At 45.9% G+C, this 26,892-nt stretch carries 27 protein-coding genes and 2 tRNA genes; 27 read left to right on the forward strand and 2 right to left on the reverse strand.

Going from position 1 to position 26,892, the window contains the following annotated elements; all coding sequences use genetic code 11:
* Positions 1-84 precede the first annotated feature (84 nt).
* The 25 genes from rnmV (at position 85) to UFB30_RS16260 (ending at position 22,035) form a co-directional block, all read left to right on the forward strand.
* Positions 85-645 (forward strand): ribonuclease M5, encoded by a 561-nt coding sequence (gene rnmV / locus UFB30_RS16140; RefSeq protein WP_322422709.1) that lies wholly within the window; start codon positions 85-87, stop codon positions 643-645.
* Complete coding sequence (gene rsmA, locus UFB30_RS16145) at positions 638-1,516, forward strand: 16S rRNA (adenine(1518)-N(6)/adenine(1519)-N(6))-dimethyltransferase RsmA (RefSeq protein ID WP_322422710.1); 879 nt, start codon at positions 638-640, stop codon at positions 1,514-1,516. The genes rnmV and rsmA overlap by 8 nt, the downstream gene beginning before the upstream one ends.
* Positions 1,517-1,653: 137 nt before the next feature.
* Positions 1,654-2,499 carry a sporulation peptidase YabG gene (gene yabG / locus UFB30_RS16150; RefSeq protein ID WP_322422745.1) on the forward strand — a complete coding sequence of 282 codons (846 nt, stop codon included), beginning with the start codon at positions 1,654-1,656 and terminating at the stop codon, positions 2,497-2,499.
* Positions 2,500-2,614: 115 nt separating this feature from the next.
* Complete coding sequence (gene veg / locus UFB30_RS16155; RefSeq protein WP_322422711.1) at positions 2,615-2,878, forward strand: biofilm formation stimulator Veg; 264 nt, start codon at positions 2,615-2,617, stop codon at positions 2,876-2,878.
* 247 nt (positions 2,879-3,125) lie between these two features.
* Entirely contained in the window at positions 3,126-3,311 is a 186-nt protein-coding gene (locus UFB30_RS16160; RefSeq protein ID WP_322422712.1) for a small, acid-soluble spore protein, alpha/beta type, read from the forward strand.
* 509 nt (positions 3,312-3,820) lie between these two features.
* Positions 3,821-4,687: a 4-(cytidine 5'-diphospho)-2-C-methyl-D-erythritol kinase gene (ispE, locus tag UFB30_RS16165; protein WP_322422713.1), complete on the forward strand. Its 867-nt coding sequence runs from the start codon at positions 3,821-3,823 to the stop codon at positions 4,685-4,687.
* Between the two features lie 59 nt (positions 4,688-4,746).
* Complete coding sequence (purR, locus tag UFB30_RS16170; RefSeq protein WP_322422714.1) at positions 4,747-5,589, forward strand: pur operon repressor; 843 nt, start codon at positions 4,747-4,749, stop codon at positions 5,587-5,589.
* A 13-nt stretch (positions 5,590-5,602) separates the two neighbouring features.
* Positions 5,603-5,977 (forward strand): RidA family protein, encoded by a 375-nt coding sequence (locus tag UFB30_RS16175; protein ID WP_322422715.1) that lies wholly within the window; start codon positions 5,603-5,605, stop codon positions 5,975-5,977.
* Positions 5,978-6,140: 163 nt separating this feature from the next.
* A complete protein-coding gene (gene spoVG, locus UFB30_RS16180; protein WP_322422716.1) occupies positions 6,141-6,434 on the forward strand; it encodes a septation regulator SpoVG in 294 nt (97 codons plus the stop codon).
* 214 nt (positions 6,435-6,648) lie between these two features.
* Complete coding sequence (gene glmU / locus UFB30_RS16185; RefSeq protein ID WP_322422717.1) at positions 6,649-8,022, forward strand: bifunctional UDP-N-acetylglucosamine diphosphorylase/glucosamine-1-phosphate N-acetyltransferase GlmU; 1,374 nt, start codon at positions 6,649-6,651, stop codon at positions 8,020-8,022.
* Between the two features lie 12 nt (positions 8,023-8,034).
* Entirely contained in the window at positions 8,035-8,994 is a 960-nt protein-coding gene (locus tag UFB30_RS16190) for a ribose-phosphate diphosphokinase (protein WP_322422718.1), read from the forward strand.
* A 597-nt stretch (positions 8,995-9,591) separates the two neighbouring features.
* On the forward strand, positions 9,592-10,266 hold the full coding sequence (locus UFB30_RS16195) for a 50S ribosomal protein L25/general stress protein Ctc (RefSeq protein WP_322422719.1): 675 nt from the start codon (positions 9,592-9,594) through the stop codon (positions 10,264-10,266).
* Positions 10,267-10,396: 130 nt separating this feature from the next.
* Positions 10,397-10,960: an aminoacyl-tRNA hydrolase gene (gene pth, locus UFB30_RS16200; RefSeq protein ID WP_322422720.1), complete on the forward strand. Its 564-nt coding sequence runs from the start codon at positions 10,397-10,399 to the stop codon at positions 10,958-10,960.
* A 67-nt stretch (positions 10,961-11,027) separates the two neighbouring features.
* The gene (gene fin / locus UFB30_RS16205) at positions 11,028-11,255 is read left to right on the forward strand and encodes an anti-sigma-F factor Fin (RefSeq protein ID WP_041120779.1); all 228 of its coding nucleotides are present in this window, start codon (positions 11,028-11,030) and stop codon (positions 11,253-11,255) included.
* 56 nt (positions 11,256-11,311) lie between these two features.
* Positions 11,312-14,857, forward strand: a complete 3,546-nt coding sequence (gene mfd, locus UFB30_RS16210) for a transcription-repair coupling factor (RefSeq protein WP_322422721.1) — start codon at positions 11,312-11,314, stop codon at positions 14,855-14,857.
* A 99-nt stretch (positions 14,858-14,956) separates the two neighbouring features.
* Positions 14,957-15,493 (forward strand): stage V sporulation protein T, encoded by a 537-nt coding sequence (spoVT, locus tag UFB30_RS16215; protein WP_322422722.1) that lies wholly within the window; start codon positions 14,957-14,959, stop codon positions 15,491-15,493.
* Between the two features lie 409 nt (positions 15,494-15,902).
* Positions 15,903-17,477, forward strand: coding sequence for a putative polysaccharide biosynthesis protein (locus UFB30_RS16220; RefSeq protein WP_322422723.1), 1,575 nt, complete (start codon positions 15,903-15,905; stop codon positions 17,475-17,477).
* A complete protein-coding gene (yabN, locus tag UFB30_RS16225) occupies positions 17,474-18,931 on the forward strand; it encodes a bifunctional methyltransferase/pyrophosphohydrolase YabN (RefSeq protein WP_322422724.1) in 1,458 nt (485 codons plus the stop codon). Before UFB30_RS16220 ends, yabN begins: the two co-directional genes overlap by 4 nt.
* Positions 18,932-18,945: 14 nt before the next feature.
* Positions 18,946-19,206, forward strand: a complete 261-nt coding sequence (locus UFB30_RS16230; RefSeq protein WP_041120784.1) for an RNA-binding S4 domain-containing protein — start codon at positions 18,946-18,948, stop codon at positions 19,204-19,206.
* A 58-nt stretch (positions 19,207-19,264) separates the two neighbouring features.
* On the forward strand, positions 19,265-19,546 hold the full coding sequence (gene yabP / locus UFB30_RS16235) for a sporulation protein YabP (RefSeq protein ID WP_322422725.1): 282 nt from the start codon (positions 19,265-19,267) through the stop codon (positions 19,544-19,546).
* Entirely contained in the window at positions 19,543-20,043 is a 501-nt protein-coding gene (gene yabQ / locus UFB30_RS16240; RefSeq protein ID WP_322422726.1) for a spore cortex biosynthesis protein YabQ, read from the forward strand. Before yabP ends, yabQ begins: the two co-directional genes overlap by 4 nt.
* 51 nt (positions 20,044-20,094) lie before the next feature.
* Entirely contained in the window at positions 20,095-20,496 is a 402-nt protein-coding gene (locus tag UFB30_RS16245; RefSeq protein ID WP_322422727.1) for an FtsB family cell division protein, read from the forward strand.
* A gap of 121 nt (positions 20,497-20,617) precedes the next feature.
* The gene (locus tag UFB30_RS16250) at positions 20,618-21,067 is read left to right on the forward strand and encodes a S1 domain-containing RNA-binding protein (RefSeq protein ID WP_322422728.1); all 450 of its coding nucleotides are present in this window, start codon (positions 20,618-20,620) and stop codon (positions 21,065-21,067) included.
* A gap of 275 nt (positions 21,068-21,342) precedes the next feature.
* On the forward strand, positions 21,343-21,801 hold the full coding sequence (locus UFB30_RS16255; protein ID WP_322422729.1) for a DinB family protein: 459 nt from the start codon (positions 21,343-21,345) through the stop codon (positions 21,799-21,801).
* Entirely contained in the window at positions 21,802-22,035 is a 234-nt protein-coding gene (locus UFB30_RS16260; RefSeq protein WP_322422730.1) for a hypothetical protein, read from the forward strand. It begins immediately after the preceding gene.
* A gap of 645 nt (positions 22,036-22,680) precedes the next feature.
* Here the strand turns inward: UFB30_RS16260 and UFB30_RS16265 are convergent.
* Both UFB30_RS16265 and UFB30_RS16270 read right to left on the reverse strand, forming a co-directional pair.
* A tRNA-Glu gene (locus UFB30_RS16265) sits at positions 22,681-22,752 on the reverse strand.
* Positions 22,753-22,757: 5 nt separating this feature from the next.
* Positions 22,758-22,834: transfer RNA gene (locus UFB30_RS16270), tRNA-Met, on the reverse strand.
* Between the two features lie 193 nt (positions 22,835-23,027).
* Here UFB30_RS16270 and spoIIE point away from each other — a divergent pair.
* Positions 23,028-25,436 (forward strand): stage II sporulation protein E, encoded by a 2,409-nt coding sequence (gene spoIIE / locus UFB30_RS16275; protein ID WP_322422731.1) that lies wholly within the window; start codon positions 23,028-23,030, stop codon positions 25,434-25,436.
* 70 nt (positions 25,437-25,506) lie between these two features.
* On the forward strand, positions 25,507-26,871 hold the full coding sequence (gene tilS, locus UFB30_RS16280) for a tRNA lysidine(34) synthetase TilS (RefSeq protein ID WP_322422732.1): 1,365 nt from the start codon (positions 25,507-25,509) through the stop codon (positions 26,869-26,871).
* Positions 26,872-26,892: the final 21 nt, after the last annotated feature.

The raw sequence follows: 26,892 nt of genomic DNA on the forward strand, positions 1-26,892 counted from the left end.
CAGAGAGCGCGTTCTCTCTGTTTTTTGTGCGTTCAAAAGCATTTTCGGCTATAATGAAGCACAGAAACCAATTCGGAGGATGTAATGAAACTTAAAGAAATTATTGTGGTGGAAGGCAGAGACGATACGACAGCGATTAAACGCGCAGTCGATGCTGACACAATTGAAACGAATGGCTCAGCTGTTTCTGAAAAGACATTGGAGAAAATACGCCACGCTCAGGAAAAAAGAGGCGTTATCATTTTAACTGACCCTGACTACCCCGGTCAGCGTATCAGACAGATCGTGCAGGAGGCAGTGCCCGGCTGCAAGCATGCTTTTATCGAAAAGCAGGATGCTTTGCGGAAAAAAGGCCGTGGACTTGGAGTTGAGCATGCCTCGCCAGACGTCATCCGCCAAGCGCTAAAGGATGCCCATCCGATGGCAGAGGCACCTGTTGAAGTGATCACGAAGGAGGATCTCGTAACAGCTGGGCTGATCGGCGGGCCGAAAGCAAAAGCGCGGAGAGAAAAGCTTGGGGCTGAATTAAAAATCGGTTATGTGAATGGCAAACAGCTATACAACCGTCTGATGATGTTTGAGATCACAAAAGAGGACTTTGCCGAGGCGCTGACGCGTATTTTACAGGAGGAAAATCATGAATAAAGATATTGCAACACCGGTCCGTACAAAGGAAATTATGCAGAAGTACGGCTTCTCATTTAAAAAGAGTCTTGGACAAAACTTTCTGATTGACCCGAATATTCTTCAGAACATCGTCGGTCATGCCGGATTGACAAAAGAACATGGCGCGATTGAAATCGGTCCCGGGATCGGTGCGCTGACCGAGCACCTGGCACGCGCTTCGAAAAAAGTTGTCGCATTTGAGATTGATCAGCGTCTGCTGCCGATCTTAGATGATACACTGTCGCCTTACGATAATATTAAAATTCTCCATCAGGACGTGCTGAAGGCAGATGTACAGCAGGTCATGACGGAGGAATTTGCTGACGTTGAAGATGTCATGGTTGTCGCTAACCTTCCATATTACGTCACGACACCGATCATTTTGAAGCTCCTAATGGAAGGTCTTCCGATTAAAGGACTGGTCGTTATGCTTCAAAAAGAAGTCGCAGACCGTATTGCAGCGAAGCCCGGAACGAAGAATTACGGGTCTCTTTCGATTGCGATTCAATATTACACGGAAGCTTCAACTGTCATGATCGTACCGAAGACTGTCTTTATCCCTCAGCCGAATGTAGATTCAGCTGTGATTAAGTTAGTAAAGCGTGATAAGCCGCCGGTAGAAGTGACGAATGAAGACTTCTTCTTCACTGTTACCCGTTCTTCATTTGCCCAGCGTAGAAAAACGATTTTAAACAACCTGACAAGTCAGCTGCCTAACGGGAAAGAAAAGAAGGAAGATATCCTTAAAGCGCTTGAACAGGCTGGTATTGAGCCTTCAAGGCGTGGAGAGAGTCTTTCCATCCCTGAGTTTGCAGACCTTGCGAATGCACTGTACCCTTATTTTTCATAACGGCAGTAAAACGGCTTTACAGCATGAGACGATCTGATCTCATGCTTTTTTTATTGCTTTGATTCAATCACCCTTACAATCGCGGATGCATATAGTAACAGCATGGGCCGGATAGGAGGGGAAAGCCGGTGGATTGGATGAACCAGCTGGTCGGACGGAAATCGTATAACTGTGATGTCGTGTTTGTCGTGGCTGGTGTAGAGGAGCGTGAGAGTGGATATTATGCCATCCTTTACGGAAGAGATATCAGACTCGTAGCGGACGCACCGATTGAAGATCTCGAGCTGCTTGATGAGGAACGCCTTGCAAAGGCAGACCGGCAAATGGATGAGATGAAAGAGAACCGGGCAAAATCAGCTGCTGAAAAAGAAAGAAAGTCTGATGCTCTTTCATTTCATCTTCCGGGACGCGTGCTTCATTTGGATGGTGATGAGCGCTATTTGAAAAAATGCCTGAAGATCTATAAAGACGCAGGAGTGCCTCACATTGGCGTTCATTGCCCCGAAAAAGAAATGGCAGATCGCATTCAGGAGCTGATCATCCGTTATCAGCCGCAGATTCTCGTGCTGACTGGACATGATGCGTATTTGCCTGCACAGGGTAAAAAAAGTGACCTGAAAGCTTACAGACATTCTTCCTCATTTGTAGACGCAGTAAAAAACGCCCGTAAAATTGTCCCGTATCTGGATCAGCTTGTGATCTTTGCTGGGGCGTGCCAGTCTCACTTCGAGTCTTTGATCTATGCAGGGGCCAACATCGCAAGTTCGCCTCTCAGAATCAACATCCATGCACTCGACCCAGCATACGCAGCAAGCGTCATCAGCTACACTTCTATCCATTCAATGTTCACAGTCGAAAATATCCTTCCGCATACACTGGCCGATGATAACGGAATTGGCGGAATTGAAACGCGCGGTGTCCTCAGAACCGGGATGCCATATAAGAAAGAAATGTATGCAGAGACACAAAACGACAGCAGTTAAGCATTTTGACGGAATAAAAACATTGACATTCAGATAAGAGAATTGATAAAATGAATATTTTATTTGACCAAAACGTAATATTTTGGTATACTAATGTCAGTGAGGTGGAAGCGGAATGCCAAAAACGTTAGCTGATATTAAGAAAGCACTTGATGTGAATCTTGGAAAACGTCTATTGTTAAAAGCCAATGGTGGAAGACGCAAGACAATTGAGCGTTCAGGAGTTTTGACTGAAACATATCCTTCAATTTTTATTGTGGAGCTTGATCAGGACGAAAATGCTTTTGAGCGGGTATCGTACAGCTACACCGATGTACTGACTGAAGCAGTTGAACTGACTTTTATCGAAGAAGGTTCTGAAACTGCAAGCGTAAGCTAAATGAAATCATTTTGATTTTTTATGGGCGGTCTGCCCGGCTAACTGGTTAACAGTTGTCCGGGCAGACCGCCTTTTTGTTATATCAAAAGAGCATTAAGCTGTCAGATCAGCCAAAATCTTCACGGGATAAAGTAAAGCGCTTGGTGGCAGGTTAAAAGGGCATGACCAAGATAGAAAAGCGAAAGCGCCTTGATTAGCTCCGAGAAGGGTAAGAGGCGCTGAAGCTGGACACCAGGGGGATGAAAACATGAGCAGAAGAAGAGGCGTAATGTCAGATCGGCTCAAGGAAGAAGTCGCCAGGGAACTCGGGATCTATGATACGGTTCAGCAGGAAGGCTGGGGCGGAATCAAGTCCCGGGATGCCGGTAACATGGTAAAGCAGGCCATTAAAATGGCTGAGCGTCAGCTGGGCGACCAGTCTGAACCACGTTAACCGGGGTACATGCATGGAAGAACCGTCCGGCTGCTGCTGGGCGGTTTTTTTCAACCACACGACTTAATCGTAAAGATCCCCGAACGACAATTAACCCATCGTAATCCAGAGTTCATCGAGAAGCCCTTTATACACTTAGGTCACAGGTTTTAAACCTTTAGTTTCTCAAGTGCATGAAGGGTGTGCGGTGAAAGTTGTGCGAGCCGTGCGAAAAAATGAAAAGGTGATTGAAAAAAATGGGGAGGTGATCGATATATCACGGAGATGACGTGAAAAACTGACTGGCCAGGCTTCCAACGAAGAAAAAGCTAAAAGGTGAGTGAATCCAATCAAAAGGTGATAGATAAAACCAAAAAGGTGATACATATAAGCAGCCCTCTCATAAACAACGAACACGTCATCCTCAAGTCTGTCCACCGCATACGCCCCTAAACGCCTGCTTCCACTTTTCGCGGTTTATTGCTACAATTACTTCAATGACTTGAAGGAAGATTGAGGTGTGTGGATTTATGATGATGGTGAAAGCTCCGGCGAAGATTAATCTTTCGCTGGATGTGCTCCATAAGAGGCCTGATGGGTTTCATGAGGTGGAGATGGTCATGACGACTGTGGATCTAGCTGATCGTATTGAGCTGGATGAAACGAAGGGAACGCGGATCCGGATTATTTCGCATGACCGTTTTGTACCGAGTGACCACAGGAATCTGGCGTATAAGGCAGCGGAGAAGCTGCAAAGGAAGTATAACGTGAAAAAAGGTGTGGATATTACAATCCATAAGCAGATCCCGGTTGCTGCAGGGCTTGCGGGCGGCAGCAGTGATGCGGCGGCAGCTTTGAAGGGCTTGAATGAGCTTTGGGCGCTCGGGCTCTCAAATGATGAGCTGGCGGAGATCGGCTCAGAGATCGGTTCAGATGTGGCGTTTTGTATTTATGGTGGCACAGCGCTTGCAACTGGCAGGGGTGAGAAGATTCAGGAGCTGCCAACACCGCCAAAGTGCTGGGTGATTCTTGCCAAGCCATCGATCGGCGTTTCAACAGCGGACATTTATCAAAACCTGAAGCTTGAAAAGGTGGATCATCCGAATACAGCTAAAATGGTACAGGCGATTGAAGAAGGAGATTATCAGGGTGTGTGTGATCATCTTGGTAATGCGCTTGAGTCTGTTACGCTTCAGCTATATCCGGAAGTGAAGCATATTAAAGAGCAGATGCAGCGTTTTGGTGCTGATGCAGTATTGATGAGCGGAAGCGGCCCGACTGTTTTTGGACTGGTTCAATATGAATCAAAGGTCCATCGTGTCGTAAATGGGCTTCGCGGCTTTTGTGATCAGGTTTTTGCGGTAAGAATGCTCGGCAGTCGGGCACCTCTTGCTTAAAAACGTACGATAATGATATAGTTACTATACATTATTCGGGTTTTGGGAGGTTTCACCGCATGAAAATTAAACGAAGTGAACGCCTGATTGATATGACACATTACTTATCGGAACATCCACGTGAACTGGTTTCGCTCACATTTTTTGCAGAGCGCTATTCCTCAGCTAAATCCTCGATCAGTGAAGATTTAGTGATTGTAAAGGAAACTTTTGAAAACAGAGGAATCGGCTCTTTGCAAACGGTACCGGGTGCAGCTGGCGGGGTGCGCTTTATCCCGGGCATTAAAAAAGACCAGGCAGAAGAAGCACTGCATATTTTATCGGATCAGGTGAGTAAATCGGATCGGCTGCTGCCGGGCGGTTATTTATTTATGACTGATATTCTTGGTGACATCCACCTGATGAACCATGTCGGTAAGTTATTTGCAGGCGCTTTTGCAAACGAGCAGATTGACCTTGTGATGACTGTTGCCACAAAAGGAATCGGCATTGCACACGCAGCAGCACGCTATCTCGGGGTGCCGGTTGTCGTGGCAAGACGCGACAGTAAGGTGACAGAAGGCTCAACTGTCAGCATTAATTATGTATCTGGCTCATCTAAGAGAATCCAGACCATGGTTTTATCTAAAAGAAGTGTGAAGCAGGGCGCAAGAGTACTGATTGTCGATGACTTTATGAAAGCCGGCGGTACCGCTGCAGGCATGAAAAATCTGCTCGAAGAATTTTCTGCGACGGTTGCCGGAGTTGGTATTTTCATCGAATCAGAACAGGATTCTGAAGAGCGCCTGGTAGAAGATTATATTTCACTTTTAAAGCTGAGAAGTGTTGATGAAAAAGGTAAAACGATTCAGGTTGAAACGGGCAACTATTTCGACCGCGTATCATCTTTTTTAAAACAATAGAGGAGGCATTCACATGAAGTTTGTACAGACAGATCAGGCACCGCAGGCGATCGGACCTTATTCTCAAGGGATGGTTGTCAATAATATGTTTTACAGCTCAGGACAGATTCCGCTGACACCTGAAGGCACGCTTGTAGAAGGCAGTATTGAAGATCAGACGCACCAGGTTTTTAACAACCTGAAGGCTGTTCTTGAAGAAGCAGGTGCATCACTTTCGACCGTGGTAAAAGTGATGGTATTCCTTGATGACTTAAGCGACTTTGATGCAGTAAACGGTATTTATGCTGAATATTTCGGTGACCACCGTCCTGCACGCTCATGTGTGGAAGTGTCTAAGCTGCCAAAAGGCGCAGGGATTGAAATCGAAGTCATTGCACTAGTTAAATAAGGCGAAATGGAGCTTTTTTCTAAGGGTGATCTGCCTGAAAGAAAAAAGCTTTTTCTTTTTGGAAAATAATACGACTATTTTCACTTTTTAGGTAGGGATATGGACCTTTCGTATAGAAGTAGAGGGGAGGCTTGTACTAGGGGGAGAAAGGTGGTGGAAATCAGTGGAAGTAACAGATGTGAGACTTAGGCGAGTGAGCTCGGATGGCAGGATGCGCGCAATCGCTTCCATCACGCTAGATGGAGTGTTTGTTGTACATGATATCCGTGTCATTGACGGGAATAATGGATTATTTGTCGCAATGCCAAGTAAGCGGACGCCAGATGGTGAATTCAGGGATATAGCCCATCCGATCAACTCTGAAATGAGAGATATTATTCAGAGTTCGGTGCTGGCTGAATACCATCAGGACTACAGTAAACAATCTGAAATCACATATGAAGAAGCGGGTGCATAATTGCCCGGTACTTACCTGATAAGGCTGAAATAAAACAAGCCATCAAAAAGGCGTACGATTTGCTGTAACGGCAGAATCGTACGCTTTTTCATTTTGTGGGTCAATAGAAGCCGATACATTGATAACAGATTCTTCTGAAATTACCGCTTTCCTTGAAATGAATGCGTTTTTGTAATATATTCAAAGTGGAAAAATGTTGACTGGAGGACCGGTAATGTCGAATCGATATGCGGTAATTTTAGCTGCGGGTCAGGGGACTCGTATGAAATCCAAATTATATAAAGTACTTCACCCTGTTTGTGGAAAGCCAATGGTTGAGCACGTGTTAGAACAGGTAAAGGAAGCAAATATGCAAGAAGTCATTACCGTTGTTGGTCATGGTGCTGAACTTGTTCAGTCCAAGCTTGAGGGTCGTTCGGAATTTGTTCTTCAGGCTGAGCAGCTGGGGACAGCCCACGCTGTTATGCAGGCGAAAGACCGTTTACAGGGAAAAGACGGTATCACTTTAGTTGTATGTGGTGACACGCCGCTGATTACAACTGAAACCATGTCTTCGCTGATTCAGCATCATGAGGAACAACAGGCGAAAGCGACAATCCTGACAGCTCATGAGGACAATCCTGCTGGGTACGGACGTATCATCCGCGGGGAAGATGGTCTAGTCACAAAGATCGTTGAACACAAGGATGCAAATGAAGAAGAGCTTGCTGTTCAGGAAGTAAATACAGGTACGTATTGCTTTGATAATAAAGCGCTCTTTGAAACACTAGAAAAAGTAAATAATGATAATGCGCAGGGCGAATATTATCTGCCGGATGTCATTGAGATTCTGAAAAATGAAGGACAGGCAATTGCTGCTTACCAGACACCTTCATCAGATGAAACGCTTGGTGTGAACGACCGCGTTGCTTTATCAAAAGCAGAGCAGCTGATGCGCACACGGATCAATGAACAGCAGATGCGCAACGGTGTTACACTGATTGATCCTGCTTCTACTTATATTAGTGCAGATGCAGTGATTGGCAGTGATACAGTTGTTTATCCGGGTACTGTGATTGAAGGAAACACTGTCATTGGCGGGGAATGCACAATTGGACCGAACAGTGAAATCAAAGACAGTAAGGTTGCAGATCGCACAGTGATCAAGCAGTCTGTCGTACATGACAGTGAGATCGGGTCAGATGTAAATATCGGACCGTTCGCACACATTCGTCCGCAATCTGCCATTGAAGACGAAGTAAAGATCGGTAACTTTGTCGAAATCAAAAAAACTCAGTTTGGTAAAGGCAGCAAAGCCTCTCACCTTAGCTATATCGGTGATGCTGAAGTCGGTTCAGGTGTGAACCTTGGCTGCGGATCAATTACTGTGAATTATGATGGACAGAAAAAGCATCTGACAAAGATTGAAGACGACGCATTTGTCGGCTGTAATTCAAATCTGATTGCACCTGTGACAATAGGTAAAGGTGCTTATGTTGCTGCGGGATCAACCATCAATAAAGATGTTCCGGGTGAAGCTTTATCCATTGCCCGTGCCCGTCAGGAAAATAAAGAAGGCTACGCTAAAAGAATTAACACTAAAAAATAACTGGAGGCTGTCATGTCTACTGAATACGCCAATTCTAAATTAAAAATCTTTTCACTGAATTCAAACCATAAGTTAGCAGAGGATATTGCAGAGTCAATTGGAACCAAGCTTGGGAAATGTTCAGTTACACGCTTTAGCGACGGAGAAATTCAAATTAATATCGAAGAAAGTATCCGTGGCTGTGATGTGTTTGTCGTTCAGTCTACTTCAAGTCCAGTCAACGAAAACCTAATGGAACTGTTAATTATGGTCGACGCATTGAAGCGTGCTTCTGCGAAAACGATTAACATTGTAATGCCGTACTATGGTTACGCGCGTCAGGACCGTAAAGCACGTGCACGTGAGCCGATCACTGCAAAGCTGATTGCAAACCTGCTTGAAACTGCAGGCGCTACACGTGTCATCACACTTGACTTGCACGCACCGCAGATCCAGGGCTTCTTTGATATCCTGATTGACCACCTGCGCGGCGTGCCGATCATCGCTGAATACTTTATGCAAAAGAACTTCAATCCTGATGAACTGGTGATCGTTTCACCTGATCACGGTGGCGTAACACGTACGCGTAAACTGGCTGAATACCTTAAAGCGCCAATCGCAATCATTGATAAGCGCCGTCCAAAACCAAACGTATCAGAAGTCATGAACATCGTTGGTAACGTTGAAGGCAAGACATGTATCCTGATTGACGACATCATTGATACAGCAGGTACCATCACGCTTGCTGCAAACGCACTGATGGACGTAGGTGCCAAAGAAGTTTACGCAAGCTGTACACACCCTGTACTTTCAGGGCCGGCAATGGAGCGCATTAATGCCTCTGCCATCAAAGAATTGGTTGTAACAAACTCAATTGCACTGTCAGAAGAAAAACAGGGCGGTAAAATTGTAGAACTTTCAGTAGCAGGCCTGCTCGGCGAAGCCATCATCCGCGTATACGAGCAGCAGTCTGTAAGTATGTTATTTGATTAAAAGAAAAGCGTAAGGTGCTTGCTCAGCTCCGACGGGCATAAGACGCGGAGCGGAAAACGGGTGACCTTTCCCGTTTACCGATGCGTGGCTTATGACCCGAGGAGCTAGCACCTGGAGCTGGACAAGATAGAAAAGCGTAAGTGAGCGTTTAGGGGCGTATGCGGTGGACTGAAGCGGATTGAGATAAAGGAAACACAGTGAACGCAGTGAGCTGATGTTGACTTATCGGACAGAGCTGAAGGAAACGTGCTAGCCCCTGCCCGCCAAAAGATGAACATCCATCTGTTCATCCGCAACTCCATACCGTAATCTGGACATCCCAAATTACACAAAAACAACAGGCGTCCAGAAGAGAGAGCCTGTTGTTTTTTTATGCATAAAAGTGCCACAAAGTCTGATTTAACACAGATTTCCAACAAAATTTCTAACCTTTTGGGGGTTTAACAGGATGTTCTCAGGGTAATGTAGTATATGGACATTTAAAATGAAAGCTTTGTTAAGGGTTTGTAGAATACGATCTGCCTAAAGTGAAAATCAACATTTTTTTAACAAAGCCAAAATCAAAAAATTGAAATTAACTTTGGAAGGTGATTAGACATGAGTTCAGTACTAAAAGCAACTAAAAGAGAGAGTTTTAAGAATTCTGATTTAACAGAGCTTCGCAATGCAGGAAAACTGCCTGCAGTTGTATATGGTTATAAAGTAGAAAATACAGCGATCTCAGTAGATGAGATTGATCTTGTTAAAACAATCCGTGAAGTAGGACGTAACGGAATTATCGAACTTGATATCGAAGGGAACAAGCAAAAGGTTGTCCTGAGTGACTACCAGAGCGATTTCCTGAAGGATGAAATCATTCACGCTGACTTCCTTGCAGTCAATATGTCTGAGGAGTTAACAGTAGATGTAGCAGTACACCTTGTAGGTGAAGCGGCTGGCACGAAAGAAGGCGGCGTTGTACAGACTGTACTTCACGAGCTTTCAATCTCAGCGAAGCCAAATGACATTCCGGAAGCATTCGAAGTGGATGTAACTGAACTTGAAATCGGCGGATCATTCAGCGTTGAAGAGCTTCGCAGCAAATATGACGTAACGATTAACCACGAGGACGATGAAACAATTGTATCTGTCCTTGCGCCTCGTACAGAAGAAGAAATTGAAGAGCTTGAAGAAGAAGCTGGTGCAGGTGAAGCTGGTGCTGAAGACGCTGAAGGCGGAGAAAGCACTGAAGATGCAGATGGCGAATCTGAAACAGCTGAAGAGAAAGCATAAAATCTTTTAATGATCAATTGAACCATTTCAATCAGCGCAACCTTTCTTGTGGAGGTTGCGCTTCTTATCGTTTAGAATAAGTAAGAGTATTTACGAAAAAAATGTTTGAACGTATACAGAGGTGTAAATAATGAAATTAATGATCGGTCTCGGGAATCCCGGTAAGCCGTACGATAAGACAAAACATAATATCGGTTTTGAAGTCATTGACGAACTCGCTGACCGCTGGAATGCGCCGCTCATGCAAAGTAAATTCAATGGTGTGTTCAGCAAAACAATTGTAAACGGTGAAAAAGTGATTTTACTGAAGCCGCTTACGTATATGAATTTGTCAGGCGAAAGCATCAGACCGCTGATGGACTATTTTCAAATTGAGCCTGAGGAAATTGTCGTTATTTATGATGACCTTGATCTTCCAATGGGCAAAATGCGCCTGCGTCAAAAAGGAAGTGCGGGCGGACATAATGGGATTAAAAGTACCATTGCCCACCTCGGCACGCAGGAATTTAACAGAATCCGGATCGGGATCGACCGCCCGCCACGCGGTATGAAGGTGCCTGATTACGTATTGAGCCGTTTTTCAAAAGAAGAATGGGCTGAAATGGAACCGGTGATTGCGAAAAGTGCAGATGCCTGCGAGCGGTTTTTAGAAAAACCGTTTTTAGAAGTCATGAACGAATTTAACGGTGGTTAAATGAATATCCTCACACGTTTCTGCTTATACTAGACTATCAGCAAAGACGTGAGGGGAGATGACAGGATTGGCTGTTCATTATCATTGCCGCCACTGCAGAAGTGAGATCGGCACAATTGATTCGCCGCTGATGGATGCAGAAAGACTCGGGTTGCATACTCTTTCAGCAGAGGAGCGTCGAAACATGATATCCTATACAGAAGGACATGTTCATATCCAGACGATCTGTGAGGATTGCCAGGAGTCCCTAGAACGGAATCCGGATTTTCATGAACTGGATCAATTTATACAGTAAAAGCTTTGGATGCTGATCCAAGGCATTTTTCTGTTTATATCCGGGAGGAGAACAACTTGAAAACGTTAGTAGACGGTTTAATAAAGGACCAGCAAATCAGGTCCGTGATAGAAGATTTGGATCAGGAGCGCGGGGAGCAGCTGCTTTCCGGGCTCTCGGGATCTGCAAGAAGTACATTTATGGCAGCGGTATATGAAAAGTACAAGCGTCCGATGATGATCGTGACGCCTAATTTGCTGAGCGCTCAGAAATTATATGACGACCTTTCCCAGTCAATCAGTGAAGATGCGCTTTATATGTACCCGGCAAATGAACTGATCGCTGCAGAAATGAGTATTGCAAGTCCTGAGCTTTTAGCGCAGCGTCTTGAAGCAATGAATCATCTGGCTGTAAATGGTCAGGGTGTCTATATTGTGCCGATGGCCGGACTCAGAAAGATCGTTCCACCTAAAGATCAGTGGGTCGACCATCAGTTCACCCTGACGATTGGAAAAGATATTGATGTGGATCAGACGCTTTCAGCTTTAATCAAAATGGGTTATCACCGCGCGGATATGGTCAGCAGTCCGGGCGAATTCAGTATGCGCGGCGGGATTCTTGATATTTATCCGCTGACTTCAGACCCTGTCAGAGTTGAGCTGTTTGATACTGAAGTAGACTCCATTCGTACATTCTCTGCAGAAGATCAGCGTTCGATTGAAACACTTCAGGAAGTGGCCGTTGGGCCTGCCAGTGAGCTGATCATGGAAGGACCGATGCTTGGGAAAATCGCTGATGAACTGAGAGAGCGGCTGAAGACAAGCCTTAAAAAAGTGAAGCGTAAAGCGGTAAAAGAAACAATGGCAGAGCAGACAGAATATGATATTCATCTGCTTGAAAATGGCCGTAAGCCGGACCAGCTATTTAAATATCAGTCTCTTGCCTATTCAAAGCCTGCAAGTCTGATTGATTACCTGCCTGAAGACGGGCTTGTGATGTTCGATGAAATCAGCCGTATTTTTGAAATGGATGAGACGCTTGAAAATGAAGAGGGAGACTGGCTCGTATCCCTTCTTGAAGAAGGCAAAATGCTGCATGATATTCAGGTTTCACACAACCTGTCAGCGCTGATGACTGAAAAGCGTCAGAAGGTGTATTTCTCCCTTTTTACAAGAAAAATTGCACATATGAACCCAAAGAAGGTTCATTCTTTCTCCTGTAAGCCAATGCAGAGCTTCCACGGTCAGATGCATCTGTTAAAAGCAGAGATTGATAGATGGAAGAAAGGTAAATTCACAGTCGTGATGCTTGCACCGGATGGACAGCGCCTTGATAAGTTTGAGCGGGTGCTGGCTGATTATGAGATTGACGCGGTCATTGTAAAAGAGGGAGAGCCGCTCATTCCAAATACCGTGCAGATTGTCAGCGGCTCTTTGCAGTCAGGCTTTGAGCTTCCAATGAATAAGCTGGCTGTGATGACGGAAGAGGAATTATTCCGTCAGAAAACAAGAAAGAAAAAGCGCCGTCAAAAGCTTTCAAATGCTGAGCGGATTAAGAGTTATTCTGAACTGAAGGTCGGGGATTTTGTCGTTCACGTCAACCATGGTATCGGTAAATACCTCGGCATTGAAACACTTGAAATCAATGGTCTACACAAGGATTACTTAAATATTCACTATAAAGGGAACGACCAGCTTTATGTACCTGTTGACCAGATTGACCTGGTCCAGAAGTATGTTGGATCTGAAGGCAAGGAGCCAAAGCTGTACAAGCTTGGCGGGTCTGAATGGAAGCGTGTTAAATCCAAGGTACAATCGACAGTTGCTGATATTGCAGATGATTTAATCAAGCTTTATTCAGAACGTGAAACGGCAAAAGGCTACGGCTTTAGTGAAGACACTGCTGAACAAAGAGATTTTGAGGCAGCGTTCCCTTATTCAGAAACAGAGGATCAGCTGCGTTCAATTGAAGAAATCAAAAAGGATATGCAGCGTGACCGCCCAATGGACCGCCTGCTGTGCGGTGATGTGGGTTACGGTAAGACCGAGGTCGCGATTCGTGCTGCATTTAAAGCGGTGATGGATGGTAAGCAGGTGGCGATCCTCGTCCCGACAACAATCCTTGCCCAGCAGCACTATGAAACAATGATTGAGCGGATGCAGGAATTCCCTGTGAACGTCGGTCTGCTGAGCCGTTTCAGAACGAAAAAGCAGCAGGAAGAGACGATGAAAGGGCTCGCATCAGGGTCTGTTGATATTGTCGTCGGCACACACCGTCTGCTGTCAAAACAGATTAAATACCGTGATCTCGGCCTTTTAATCATTGATGAAGAGCAGCGCTTTGGGGTAACCCATAAAGAAAAAATCAAGCAGCTGAAAACAAATATTGATGTACTCACACTGACAGCGACGCCAATTCCGCGTACGCTGCATATGTCGATGCTTGGCGTGAGGGACCTTTCAGTCATTGAAACACCGCCTGAGAACCGTTTCCCTGTCCAGACTTATGTGATGGAATATAACGGTGCGCTGATCCGCGAAGCGATTGAACGTGAAATGGCACGAAGCGGACAGGTCTACTTCCTTTATAACAGGGTCGAGGATATTACGAAAAAAGCGGATGAAATTGCATCACTTGTCCCGGATGCGCGCGTTGCCGTTGCACATGGACAGATGACTGAAACAGAGCTTGAATCTGTCATTTTTCAGTTCCTTGAAGGTGAATATGATGTGCTTGTCACAACCACGATCATTGAAACAGGTGTCGATATTCCAAATGTAAATACACTGATCGTATTTGATGCTGACCGGATGGGCTTATCGCAGCTTTATCAGCTGAGAGGACGTGTGGGCCGTTCGAACCGCGTTGCTTACGCATATTTTACTTACCGCAAAGACAAGGTGCTCACAGAGGTAGCTGAACAGCGCCTGCAGTCCATTAAAGAATTCACAGAGCTGGGCTCGGGCTTTAAAATCGCTATGCGTGATTTAAGTATCCGGGGTGCCGGTAATCTGTTAGGTGCCCAGCAGCACGGATTCATTGACTCAGTCGGATTTGATCTGTATTCACAGATGCTGAAAGATGCGATTGAAGAACGGAAGGATCTGCTGCCTGGAGATCATTCAGATGACAACCGCGAAAAGCAGCAGGCTGTTGAGATTGACCTGGATATCAAGCAGGATGCGTATATTCCTGAGAGCTATATTCCGGATGGCCATCAGAAGATTGAGATGTACAAGAAATTCCGTGGTCTGAAAACAATCGATGAGGTCATTGAACTGAAGGATGAAATGATCGACCGTTTTGGTGATTATCCGGATGAGGTCCATAACCTGTTCCAGATCGCAGAAATTAAGGCATACGGCTACGAAGTCGGGCTTGAGACAATTAACCAGACCAAAGATGAAGTGAAAATTGAGCTAAGTGAAGACGGAACACAAAAAGTAGATGGCGCCAAAGCGTTTGATATTACCAATGAATATAAGCGTAATGTAGGGCTCGGCGTTGAAAATAACAGACTGAAAATCACCTTTAAAATAAAAGGCCAGAAGCCTGAAGCATGGTTTTCAATGATCCACCACGTGCTCTCACGTCTGCCTGAAACATTGAAAAAATCTGCTTAACATGACTTTCTTTTACAAAAACTTTTAATAAATCGTATAAATCTCAGGATTTACCCGATACTATCGTTAAAAGCAGCTGTAAAAGAAGGAGAGAGTCTGATGAAAGCAACTGGTATAGTGAGACGGATTGATGATTTGGGACGCGTTGTGATCCCAAAAGAAATCAGGCGTACGTTAAGGATCCGTGAAGGAGATCCGCTTGAAATCTTTGTAGACCGTGACGGTGAGATCATCCTGAAAAAATATTCGCCGATTCACGAGCTTGGCAACTTTGCAAAAGAATATGCGGAATCCCTATATGACAGCCTGCACCATGCTGTATTAATTTGTGACAGAGATCATTTTATCGCAGTAGCAGGCGCTTCGAAAAAAGAGTTTTTAAACCGCAGAATCAGCTCTCACACTGAAGAGATGATGGACGCAAGAAAAACGATGATGAAAGAAGAACCATTCTCGATTGAGCTGGTTGAGCATAATGAAGAGGATCTGGCTTCACTGGCTGCCTCTCCGATTATTGCTTCCGGCGATCCGATTGGCGCAGTTCTTGTATTCTCAAAGGATCATGCGCTCACAGAGGTGGATCTGAAGGTATGTGAGACAGCTGCCCGCTTTTTAGGGCGTCAGATGGAAACTTAACCATATCCGGTTCGCCGGATATGGTTTTTTTAGACTGTCTGGCGATGTGGTGACGGTTGTGTCTGGCGGCGGCTAATTCGTTCACGTTTTTAAACATATATGACACCTCGAACATTTATTGCGTCACCTTTTGAGTTGATTCTGCCGCCCCCTGTTTTGAGCGGTGGAATTACATCAGCAATTGGAATAATTCCATCATCTTTCAGATTAATTCAATCACCTTTTCGTTTTATCGACCCCCCGGGCGACCCTCACTTACCACCGGCCCTGTCACCCACCAGTCCGCGCGCCAAAACCGCCAACATCCGCCATCTCCATCTCCAAATATGACCTGAAAAGACATTCCCGCTCCCCTTTGATATAATAAATAATCAGTGAAAGTGATCGAATTGAAAGCGAGGACAGCCGAATGTCGCAGGCGTCTCAGACAATGATGAAAGGCGCAGCGATTTTGACATTTGCTGCGCTGTTTTCGAAAATACTCAGTGCGCTCTACCGGGTACCATTTCAAAACCTGACAGGAGACACGGGGTTTTATATTTATCAGCAGATTTATCCGTTTTATGGGCTGTTTATCGCGCTTTGTACATATGCTTTTCCTGTTATGGTCTCAAGTATTCTGATTGAACGGCAGGCAGAGCGTGAAAGAGTCTTAAAGCTTCTTACATTATTTTTAGCAGGTGTTGGGCTTGCGTGGTTTGCCGTTTTATATATTGGCGCCGGGCTGATTGCAGACTTTATGGGGGATCCGCAGCTAAAGCCTTTGATTGAGCTGTCAGCGTGGCCATTCTTACTGCTTCCGGTGTTATCAGCCGGAAAGGGATGGTTTCAGTCGGATGGCAATATGGTCCCTTCAGCGATCGCCCAGGTAACCGAGCAGACGATCCGCGTCATAGCGATAATCGGTACTGCATTTTTGCTGACAAATGCGGGTGCTTCGTTGTATACCGTTGGGGAAGGCGCGGTAATCGGATCCATTGCAGGTGTCATAGCTGGTGCTCTGGTCCTCGTCTTCTTTATCCAAAAGCACTTTTTTCAAAAGAAAGAGCGGCTGTCATTTGAAAAAGGGGATATGACGCTGCTCAGAGTGCTCCTTGTCAGAGGGACGGCCATTGCGATGGTCAGCATGCTGCTTGTTCTGTATCAGCTGGTGGACGCACTAAATGTCTATGCACTGCTGACAGGCTATACGGGTGACGCTGCTCAGGCAAAGGTGTTAAAAGGAATTTATGATAGGGGGCAGCCGATTGTCCAGATGGGCGTTGTCGCTGCCACTTCACTGTCTCTTGCGGTTGTACCGGTCATTGCGTCAGATTATGAGCGGAAAAGGTTCAGTCAGGTGAAGCAAAAAGCATCACTTGCAGTAAAAGCCGGGCTGGTCTTTGGGGCTGCAGCAACGGTTGGATTGATCAGTATCATGAATCCACTCAACCGGTTTCTATTTCAAAATGAAGATGGCTCAGCGGTGCTGTCTGTATTTGCGGCAGCTGTATTTCTGACCTCAGTCATTTTGACGGTCAACGCGGTGCTGCAGGGAACAGGAAGCTATCATACTGCAGCCTGGACCGCAGCAGGGAGCCTGGTTTTAAAATATGGATTAAATGTCTTACTCGTGCCGGTTTATGGCACCGGGGGAGCGGCAATTGCAACTGTCTGTTCTTTAATGGCAGTAGCGATTGTTCTGATCGTGAAAGTATATAAAAAAATCGGTTTACGGCTGTACAAGCCTTTTTATCTTCGTCTTCTGACCGGCCTGATCGTCATGGCAGCAGGTGTAACGCTTTTACTGCTGGTATGGACGCCTGAAACAAGGATTTCATCAGGGGCTGCTTCCATCGCTGCAGCCATCATCGGCGCTTATTTATTCTTTAAGGTCAGCTGGTCCCGGAGTTTGTTTACAAAAGAAGAGGTTGGTCAGATACCGTTTGGGCGGAAGATCGACCGGTTGTTTATAAGAATCGAAAAAGGGGGCAGATCATCTTGAATCACATTACAGTTATCGGTCTTGGTGCAGGAGATCTTAATCAGCTGCCACTTGGCGTTTATAAAAAATTGACAGCAGCAACAAAGCTGTATGTCCGCACTGCAGAGCATCCTGTGCTGGAGGAGCTTTCAGCAGAGGGTGTAACATATGAATCGTTTGACCATATCTATGAAGCGCATGACCGTTTTGAAGAGGTGTACGCAGATATTACAGAAAAACTCGTTCAGCTGGCTGAAACGGAGCCTGTCCTGTATGCAGTGCCCGGTCATCCGTTAGTGGCAGAGCAGACCGTCCAAAACCTGCTTTCACTTGAGAAAGAAGGAAAAATCACGCTAACCATTGAGGGTGGACAAAGCTTTCTGGATCCGCTGTTCACTGCAGCAGGGTTTGATCCTGTTGATGGCTTCCAGCTCCTTGATGGAACTGCGCTTGAAAGCGAATCTGTCAAACCGGACCAGCACGTGATTATCGGGCAGGTATATGACAGCATGACAGCTTCTGATGTGAAGCTAGAGCTGATGAATAAATACCCGGATGAACATCTTGTAAAAGTGATTACTGCAGCAGGTTCAGCTGCTGAAGAGATCCGTGAAGTAAAACTTTATGAGCTTGACCACGGCATGGCGCTCTCCAACCTGACGAGTGTATATGTACCGCCGCTTGAAAAAGAAGAGGATTTCTACGGGGAATTTTCAAAGCTTAAAGAAATCATTAAGATTTTAAGAAGTCCGGTCGGATGCCCGTGGGACCGTGAGCAGACCCATGAATCGCTGAAACGTTATCTGATTGAAGAAACGTACGAATTCCTTGAAGCGGTTGACCGGGGTGACATTGACGAAATGATTGACGAGCTTGGCGACGTGCTGCTGCAGGTCATGCTGCACGCGCAAATCGGCGAAGACGACGGCTATTTTGATATCAGAGACGTGATTCAGGGAGTTTCAGCTAAAATGGTACGCCGTCACCCGCATGTCTTTGCAGATGCGGAAGCAGAGACTGCTGAAGATGTGACAGACGCCTGGCAGGAAATCAAAAACGAAGAAAAGGGTGGTGCCCCTTCAAGGCTGCTTGAGCATGCCGGAAGCGGTCTCCCTGCTCTGATTCACGCCTATGAAATTCAGAAGAAAGCTGCAAAAGCAGGCTTTGACTGGGACGATCATTCAGACGCCTGGGATAAGTTTGAAGAAGAATGGCAGGAGTTTCAGGAGGAAGTGGCAAATGGAGACAAGCAGGCAAGCCTCCGGGAATTCGGAGATGTTCTGTTCGCACTCGTCAATGTCTCAAGATTTCACGGTATTTTCCCTGAAGAAGCCCTGATGATGGCCAACCAGAAGTTTATCAGCCGTTTTCAATTTGTTGAAGACAGGGTAAATGAATCAGGAAAACCATTTCAAGCATTCAGCCTGGGAGAGCTTGATGAGTTCTGGAAGCAGGCGAAAAAACACGGACTGTAAAAGGAGTCGATCATATGCGTTTAGATAAATTTTTAAAAGTGTCCCGTTTAATCAAGCGGAGAACACTCGCAAAAGAAGTGGCTGATCAGGGGCGTATCCAGATCAACGGAAATACAGCAAAAGCAAGCGCAACGGTAAAGGAAGGCGACGAGCTTGTGATCCGCTTCGGTCAGCGGATCGTGACCCTGTCAGTAGACCGGCTGATGGAAACAACGAAAAAAGAAGAAGCCGGCACGATGTATACGATAAAAAAAGAAGAGCGTGTGAACGAATAATCAATCTTCACCCGGCATAAAATGAGCTAAGGTTTCAATTCTTATGCGGGGTGAGGACATGCCAATCGAACAAAAACGTCAGGATCACGAAGTCCGTATGATCGGAAGACTTGAGCTATCTGTGACTGGCGTCAAACAACTTGAAAGCTTTGATCAGGATGAGTTTTTGATAGAAACAGTGGAAGGGATGCTTTCGATTAAAGGGAGCGGTCTGAAGCTCGTCAACCTGGATCTGGATAAAGGCCTCGTTTCTTTAAAAGGGAAGATTGATGATATTCTTTACCTGGACAGTAAAGCCCAGGAACCTTCAAAAGGGCTGCTTGGAAAACTGTTTAAATGATTGTAGAAGAGCAGCTTCGGATTTTTCTCAGTATGATGGCTGCAGGTGTTTTTGTCGGATTTTGCGTCACTTTTTACGAACGCTTTATGACCAGAGGGAAAAAGGGTTTATGGCGCTTCTTCCCTGATCTGCTTTTCTGGCTCGGACAGGCTCTCATTGTTTTTCTCCTTCTGTTTCAACTGAATGGAGCTGAATTACGCTTTTACATGCTGGTTGCACTACTGGCAGGATTCACACTCTACTGGAAGCTTGCAAGGCGACTGACTCTCCGCGTATTTAACTGGCTTTCCTGGCTGACGATTACCATCCTTACGATCCTCTTTCTTCCTTTTAAAGGGATATGGGCTGTTGTGAAGCTGTTATTTATCGTACTATTTCGATTACTGGCGTTTATATCTAGGCCTTTTCACCCTATTTCACAGTTTCTTCAAAAAAAATGGTCAATTCTTGCGAAAAAGATAAAAATATGGCTTAATCTGTTATATAATAGGGGATAAATAAATCGAACTTGCATTCACACGTTGATTAAAAGGGGGTAAGCAGTTGTTATGGGAAAGCCACGCGTGACATCACTTGAAAATCAATACACAGCAGAACATGAAAGAAAAGAACATAACCGACAGTCACACAGGAAAAGATTAACCAGACGCCTGACTGCTTTTTTCATTGTGGCAGCTGTTGTCAGCAGTGTGCTTATTTCTTCAATGGTGACGCAGGCCAGCGTATTAGAAGACAAACAAACTGAAAGAGCACAACTTGAGCAGAAAATTGTCGAGCTGGATAAGCAGGAAGAGAATTTACGGAATGAAATTGTAAAGCTGAATGATGATGAATACATAGCGAAGCTCGCACGACGGGATTACTTCCTCTCTGATAGCGGAGAAATTATTTTCACCATTCCTGAAGACCAGCCGGCAGCTGAAAAAGAGCAGAACGACACGGCTGAATAGTGCATATGATAAAATAAAAACAGCAGATTGAGTGTCACGATGTTGACACTCTTTTTTCTGTTTGGCTATAATGGGAAGTAAGGTCTATTTTTTATTTATTCTAAGGAGGATCATTTTTTTTATGTCAATCGAAGTAGGCAGCAAAGTAAAGGGTAAAGTGACTGGGATCACTAATTTCGGGGCGTTCGTTGAATTGCCGGGCGGTTCAACAGGGCTAGTACACATCAGTGAAGTTGCGGATAATTATGTCAAGGACATCAATGACCATCTGACAGTTGGGGACGAAGTTGAAGTGAAGGTCCTGAACGTAGAAAGCGATGGCAAGATTGGCTTATCAATCCGTAAAGCTAAGGATCAGCCTCAGCAGAGTCAAAGTCAAAGTCGCCCTCGACCAAATCGTGGAAACGATCAGCGCGGTGGAGGCCGCGGAGGAAATGCCGGTGGACCGCCACGCGGAGAATCTTTTGAACAAAAGATGGCTCGTTTCCTTAAAGATAGTGAAGACCGTCTGACTTCTCTTAAGCGCCACACAGAATCAAAACGCGGTGGACGCGGAGCGAAAAAAGGTTAATAGCTGCCGAAAGTGTTTTTATAGAAGGCATCAATTACAGTGATCATACGATAGATAGCCGGCGTGCATAGAGCACGCCGGCTTTTTTGCGTTCGATAGGATAAAGCTTATTGTTGTTTCTGCATAGCTGCAAACTCCTGATGCACGCGGTGACTTCTGCCAGCTGAGCTCCAGGTTGTAAAGCATCCAAATTCAACTAAGTCATGCTGTTAAAAAGAGGAATTAGCCATTGCACGTCGAAATACATTCAGTAGGATCATTGAGGAGGAATAAAGATGACGATTGATGAATGGCTTGATGAACATAACCAGCACTATTTTTCATGGCTTGAGGATTTAAGAGCAATGGACAGCGACGCATTTTTCCAGCCGATTGCAGAAGGGAAGTGGTCACCGGCAGCCATTGTCATGCACATGGCCGCCTGGGATCATTACACACTTGACGATAGAATCCCGCAAATACGTGAGGGTGTCATGCTTGAAAAATTTCCTGACTTTCAGCAGTTTAATGAACAGTCGTGGAAAAAAGCAGACAGTGGTCTGAGTCAAAATGAAATCATTGACGAAGCCAGAAATGAACGGGAACTTTTAATGGAGACGGTTCGTACAATGGATCAGGACAAGCTGAAAGCAACGTTTTCTATCGGGGATCACTCGATGACAACGACGGGTTATATTACTGGCTTTGCCGGGCATGATCGTCATCATATGAAGCAGATCGGGGGTGTGAACTAAATGGATCTGATTGCATTGGTCTCAGTCGTGATGGTGTTTTCGATTCCGCTCACGGCGATTCTTACTTATCATTTTCGAAAACAGAATCAAAGTAAGTATGAAATGATCGACAAGCAGCTGGAGCTTGAGAAGCTGAAGCACGAGAATTATATGCTTGAGACGGAGAAGCTTCGATTGGAGCTGGATTTGCGGCAGGGGATCAGAGTGGAAGAGGAGCATAAGCGGTTAAGTTAGCAGTTACAGACAGTACGGGAGAGTGACTCCGTGCTGTTTTTCTGTTTTCTGGCGGGGATGGCGTGTGACAAATAGGTAAGCTGCATCAGGCTGGAAGGTTTAGCGGATGTCGCGTGGTTTTATTTGTGTCACCTTTTAGGTTAATTCGATGATCTTTTAGGATGATTGCGTCAGCTTTGGCGTTTATTCCATCACCTTTTTGTAGGATTCGATATGCCGCGGTTATTTCGACCATCTTAAAAATTAATTCGATCAGCAATCGCGTTATTCAGTCATGTCGACTGTTTATTCTATCACCTTTTTCAGGACCCGCCGCGCGCTGCATACAAAAAAGCGCTCATCCAGCTCCCAGACCTGAGTCTGTCGGAGCTGAACGAGCGCCTTCCACTTTTCGTATTGTCTAGCTTCAGCAGGCAGCTCCTCGAGTCATAAGCCACAATGAGAAAATGGGGAAGTTCGCCCATTTCTCTCATTGCGTCTTATGCTTGTCGGAGCTAAACGCCTGCTTCCGCTTTTCTTTGTCCAGTTCCAGGCGCTAGCTCCTCGGATCATAAGCCACGCAGTGAAAACGGGAAAAGGCGCCCGTTTCTCACTCCGCGACTTATGTCTGTCGGAGCTAAACGAGCGCCTTTCACTTTTCTAATATGACCCGTACGGGATTCGAACCCGTGTTACCGCCGTGAAAGGGCGGTGTCTTAACCACTTGACCAACGGGCCTCGTATGGTGGCGGCAGAGGGGATCGAACCCCCGACCTCACGGGTATGAACCGTACGCTCTAGCCAGCTGAGCTACGCCGCCATTAATGAAGCACAAGTTATATAATACATAGCGCGTCAATAAGTGTCAATATCTTTTTTGAAAATTTCTAAGGGTCCTCTCAAGCAGGAATCCGTCGAATGTTTTTTGCTGTGTGAAACGTTTTTTGACAAACTCCTCTGTTCTGTCCTTTTTATAATAGGCGCAATAAGAAATGAAGGAGTGGACCTGCAAGATGGCAAATGTGCATGAAGCAAACTTCGAACTAACAAACGCTCTATCTCTCAAGAGAACACGTAAAAAAGAAGTAAGAAAAGTGAACGTGATGAAGTGGCTGTATGAAAAAGGGATCTTTCATCTGTTAGCAGGAGTTATGCTCGGTCGTGCGGTTGTGATGCTGCAGTTTATGCCTTTTGCACTTCCGTTTTTTGCTGCGGTTATGATCATGCAGCGCCAGAAAGCGCCTCAAACATTTGCCGGATTAACAGCAGGTGCGGCTGCGCTGGGGTTATTGCCGGCTTTGTATACAGCGACGATTCTGCTGATGTACTATATCAGTTTTGGTCTGTTAAGAAAGTACACCGGTAACCAGTTTGTTGCTGCAGGCCTGGCAGCTGGTGTAACCGCATTGGTGAAAACCTTATACACCTGGGCGGTTCAGCCGCTTGATTGGATGACCGCTTTCTATATTTTAGCGGAAGCAGCGATGACAGGTGTGCTGCTGCTGATCTTCCTGCAGAGCTTCCTTGTGCTGACGAAAGGACGAAGAAGTGCTTTTTCACATGAGGAGCTTGTGGCGCTTTCTGTACTGGCCGCCTCTATTGCACTCGGGCTGACCGGACTCATGGCCGGGGATCTGGTGATTAGCCATATTGCAGCGCGCTATGTTGTGCTGGCTGCTGCATTGTCTGCAGGGGCACTGGTCGGTTCTACGGCTGGTGTTGTGATCGGATTACTTTTCTGTCTGGCTTCTTTTGCATTTATCCCGGAAGTGGCACTGCTGGCGGTTGCGGGTCTCCTCGGAGGCTTATTAAAGTCCGGCGGCCGGGTGGGTGTTGTGATCGGATTAATGCTTGCCACGATGCTGACCGGTTTAATGATGGAGAATGCCCTGCGTCTGGAGTTTTCATTATATGAGTCTGCAGTGGCTGCTTTACTGCTTTTTATCACGCCTCAGAGCTGGGTGCGTGCACTTGCCCGTCATATTCCGGGTTCAGAGGAATATGCAGAAGAACAGCAGCTTTATGCGAAAAGCGTGCGTGATGTGACGGCTGAAAAAGTTGAGCATTTTTCAGCGATGTTTAAAAAGCTTTCTGACAGCTTTTCAGATATAGAGCCTGCCCAGGAAAATCCGGGAGCTGCTGATGAAATGATCGGAAGTGTGACCAAGTATACGTGTGATCAGTGCTTCAGAAAAGAATTCTGCTGGTCTGAGCATTTTGACCGTACATATGAATGGATGAGTGTGCTTGCAGAACGCGGAGAGCCTGAGCCCGGCTGGAAGTCCTACTGCGTGAAATCTGCCCTGATGGAAAAAGAATTTGACCGTTACCACCAGGAAAAAGCAGTGAATCAGTTGATGCAGCAGCATATGAAAGAAGGAAACCGTTTTGTAGCGAGACAGCTCTCGGGTCTTGCGGATGTCATGAGTGAATTTGCCAATGAGCTTCAGCGTGAAACCATCCAGAATGGGGAACAGGAGGAGAAAATTCTGCAGGAGCTGGATGCGTATGGCGTACGAGCGGACCAGATTGATATTCACTGTCTTGAAGCAGGGAGGGTGGACCTTGATGTGCTGCTGCCGTTTCAGGAGAAGCACGGGGAGTGTGACAAGCTGATTGCGCCAATGCTCTCTTCCATTTTGCAGGAGACCGTCATTGTCCATCAAAAAGGGGATCTCCCGCCACCTTACTATGGCACTGCCGCAACTTTCAGGTCAGCAAAAGCTTTTCAGGTCACTTCAGGGATTGCACATGCTGCCTATGCCGGCGGACTTGTGTCAGGGGACAGCTGTGCAGCAATTCCGATCCATGAAGGCAAGTTTGCAGCGGCGATTTGCGATGGGATGGGTAATGGGGAAAAGGCGCGTGAAGAGAGTGAAGAAACCATTGGACTTTTAGAGGAGATGTTAAAGGCTGGAATTGAAGAGGAGCTTGCGATAAAGTCGGTCAATGCCATTTTAACGGCGAAAAGAACAAGTGATATGTATTCGACTGTGGATCTCGCGATGATTGATCTTCAGCATGCCAGGGCTAGGTTTTTAAAGGTGGGGGCAGTACCGAGTTACGTGAAACGCGGGAAGCAGATACAGATGATTGAAGCTGCGAATCTGCCGCTTGGATTCTTTCATGAAATGGAGATGGATGTATTAGAGCATCAGTTAAAATCAGGGGATATGCTGTTTATGCTGAGTGATGGGCTGATTGACGGCCTGCGTTCGATTGAGAACCCTGAACGCTGGATGAGGCGTCAGATTGCTGAGCTTGTCACAACTGACCCTCAGGAGGCTGCTGACCTCCTTGTAGAAGCAGCTGTCCGGGCAGCGGGAGGGTCAATTAACGATGATATGACAGTGGTGGCAGTAAAAATTGATCACCAGGTGCCAAAGTGGGCTGCTATTCCATTAAGGAGGACTGCCGGTTAAGTATTTGCATGACCTTCCTGATCTTCCTGTATACTATTGAGAAAAGAATGGATCAGGAAAGGGTAATGGCATGAGTGACTTTCGTTTAAAAGTGAAGGCATACTGCGAAAAACATGAGATGGTTTCCTCAGGAGATAAGGTGCTGATCGGGGTTTCAGGGGGACCCGATTCATTAGCGCTGCTTCATTTTTTCAGGGAAAACAGACCTGACTTAAAGGTGGAGGCTGTGCATGTGGACCACGGGCTAAGGGGGAGCTCAGCGGCAGATGCAGCTTATGTGAAAGCGTATTGTAAGCTCCATCAGATTCCCTTTCATCTCCTGCTTGCGGATGTGAAAGGCAGAATGGAGCAGACTGGGGAAGGCGTTCAGGAAGCAGCGAGAAAAGTCCGCTATGCTTATTTTGAAGAGCTGATGGAGGAAACGGGTGCTGATGTCGTCATGATCGGCCAGCACGCAGATGATCAGGTGGAGACCATTTTATTCAGGCTGATGCGAGGAACGTCAATGCGCGGAGCAGCTGGAATTATGCCTGTCAGACCCTTTGCGGAGGGGAAAATGGTTCGTCCATTTTTATCAGTGACCAAAAGTGAAATCGAACAATATTGTGAACAGCATGATCTGGAGCCGAGAAGGGATCCGACAAATGAAAGTGATGCGTATACAAGAAACAGGCTGAGAAGACATGTGATCCCTTTGTTAAAAAAAGAAAACCCTCTTCTGCATGAAGCCTTTGAACGCTTTTCTGAAGAGCTTGGTGAGGATAATGCGTGGCTTGAACAGGAGGCCGTGAAAGCCCTTGAAGACGTCTGTGTCACAAAAAGCAGTGAACGCTTCCATCTTTCAGTAGAAAAATTTCGTACTTATGGTCTTCCTTTACAAAGAAGAATGATTCATCTAATATTAAATTATCTGTATGCAAAAGTACCCACATCATTATCTTCTGCGCATACGCGCGCGATACTGGATCTGCTGAAACAGGCACATCCGTCAGGGGATCTGCACCTGCCTGAATCATTGACTGTAACCCGTTCTTATCAAGACGGTTATTTTCATTTTCAGCGTAAAACAGACGATGCAGCCTATTCTTATTTAATCGATAAGGAGCAGCTGATCGAACTTCCTGACCGGCATATGCTTGATGTGCAGGCTGGTGAAATCGTGCCGGATAAGCCGTACTATGATCTTTATTATGTATCTGAGTCGTTCATGCCGCTGACGGTGAGAAGCCGCAGGGATGGAGATAAGATACGGCTGCCTGATGGCAAAGGGTCAAAGAAGATAAAGGATGTCTTTATAGAAAAGAAAGTACCACTCAGCCAGCGGAATCGCCACCCAATTGTGACGGCTGCTGACGGAAGTGTACTTTGGATTCCCGGACTGCGTAAGGCGCCGTCTGATGGGAAGCCTGCTGCATATACGTTAATTTACTATTAAGATCTTCTAGGAGGACATTGT

It is taken from the genome of Jeotgalibacillus haloalkalitolerans, assembly GCF_034427455.1.
Classification (GTDB): Bacteria; Bacillota; Bacilli; order Bacillales; family Jeotgalibacillaceae; genus Jeotgalibacillus; species Jeotgalibacillus haloalkalitolerans.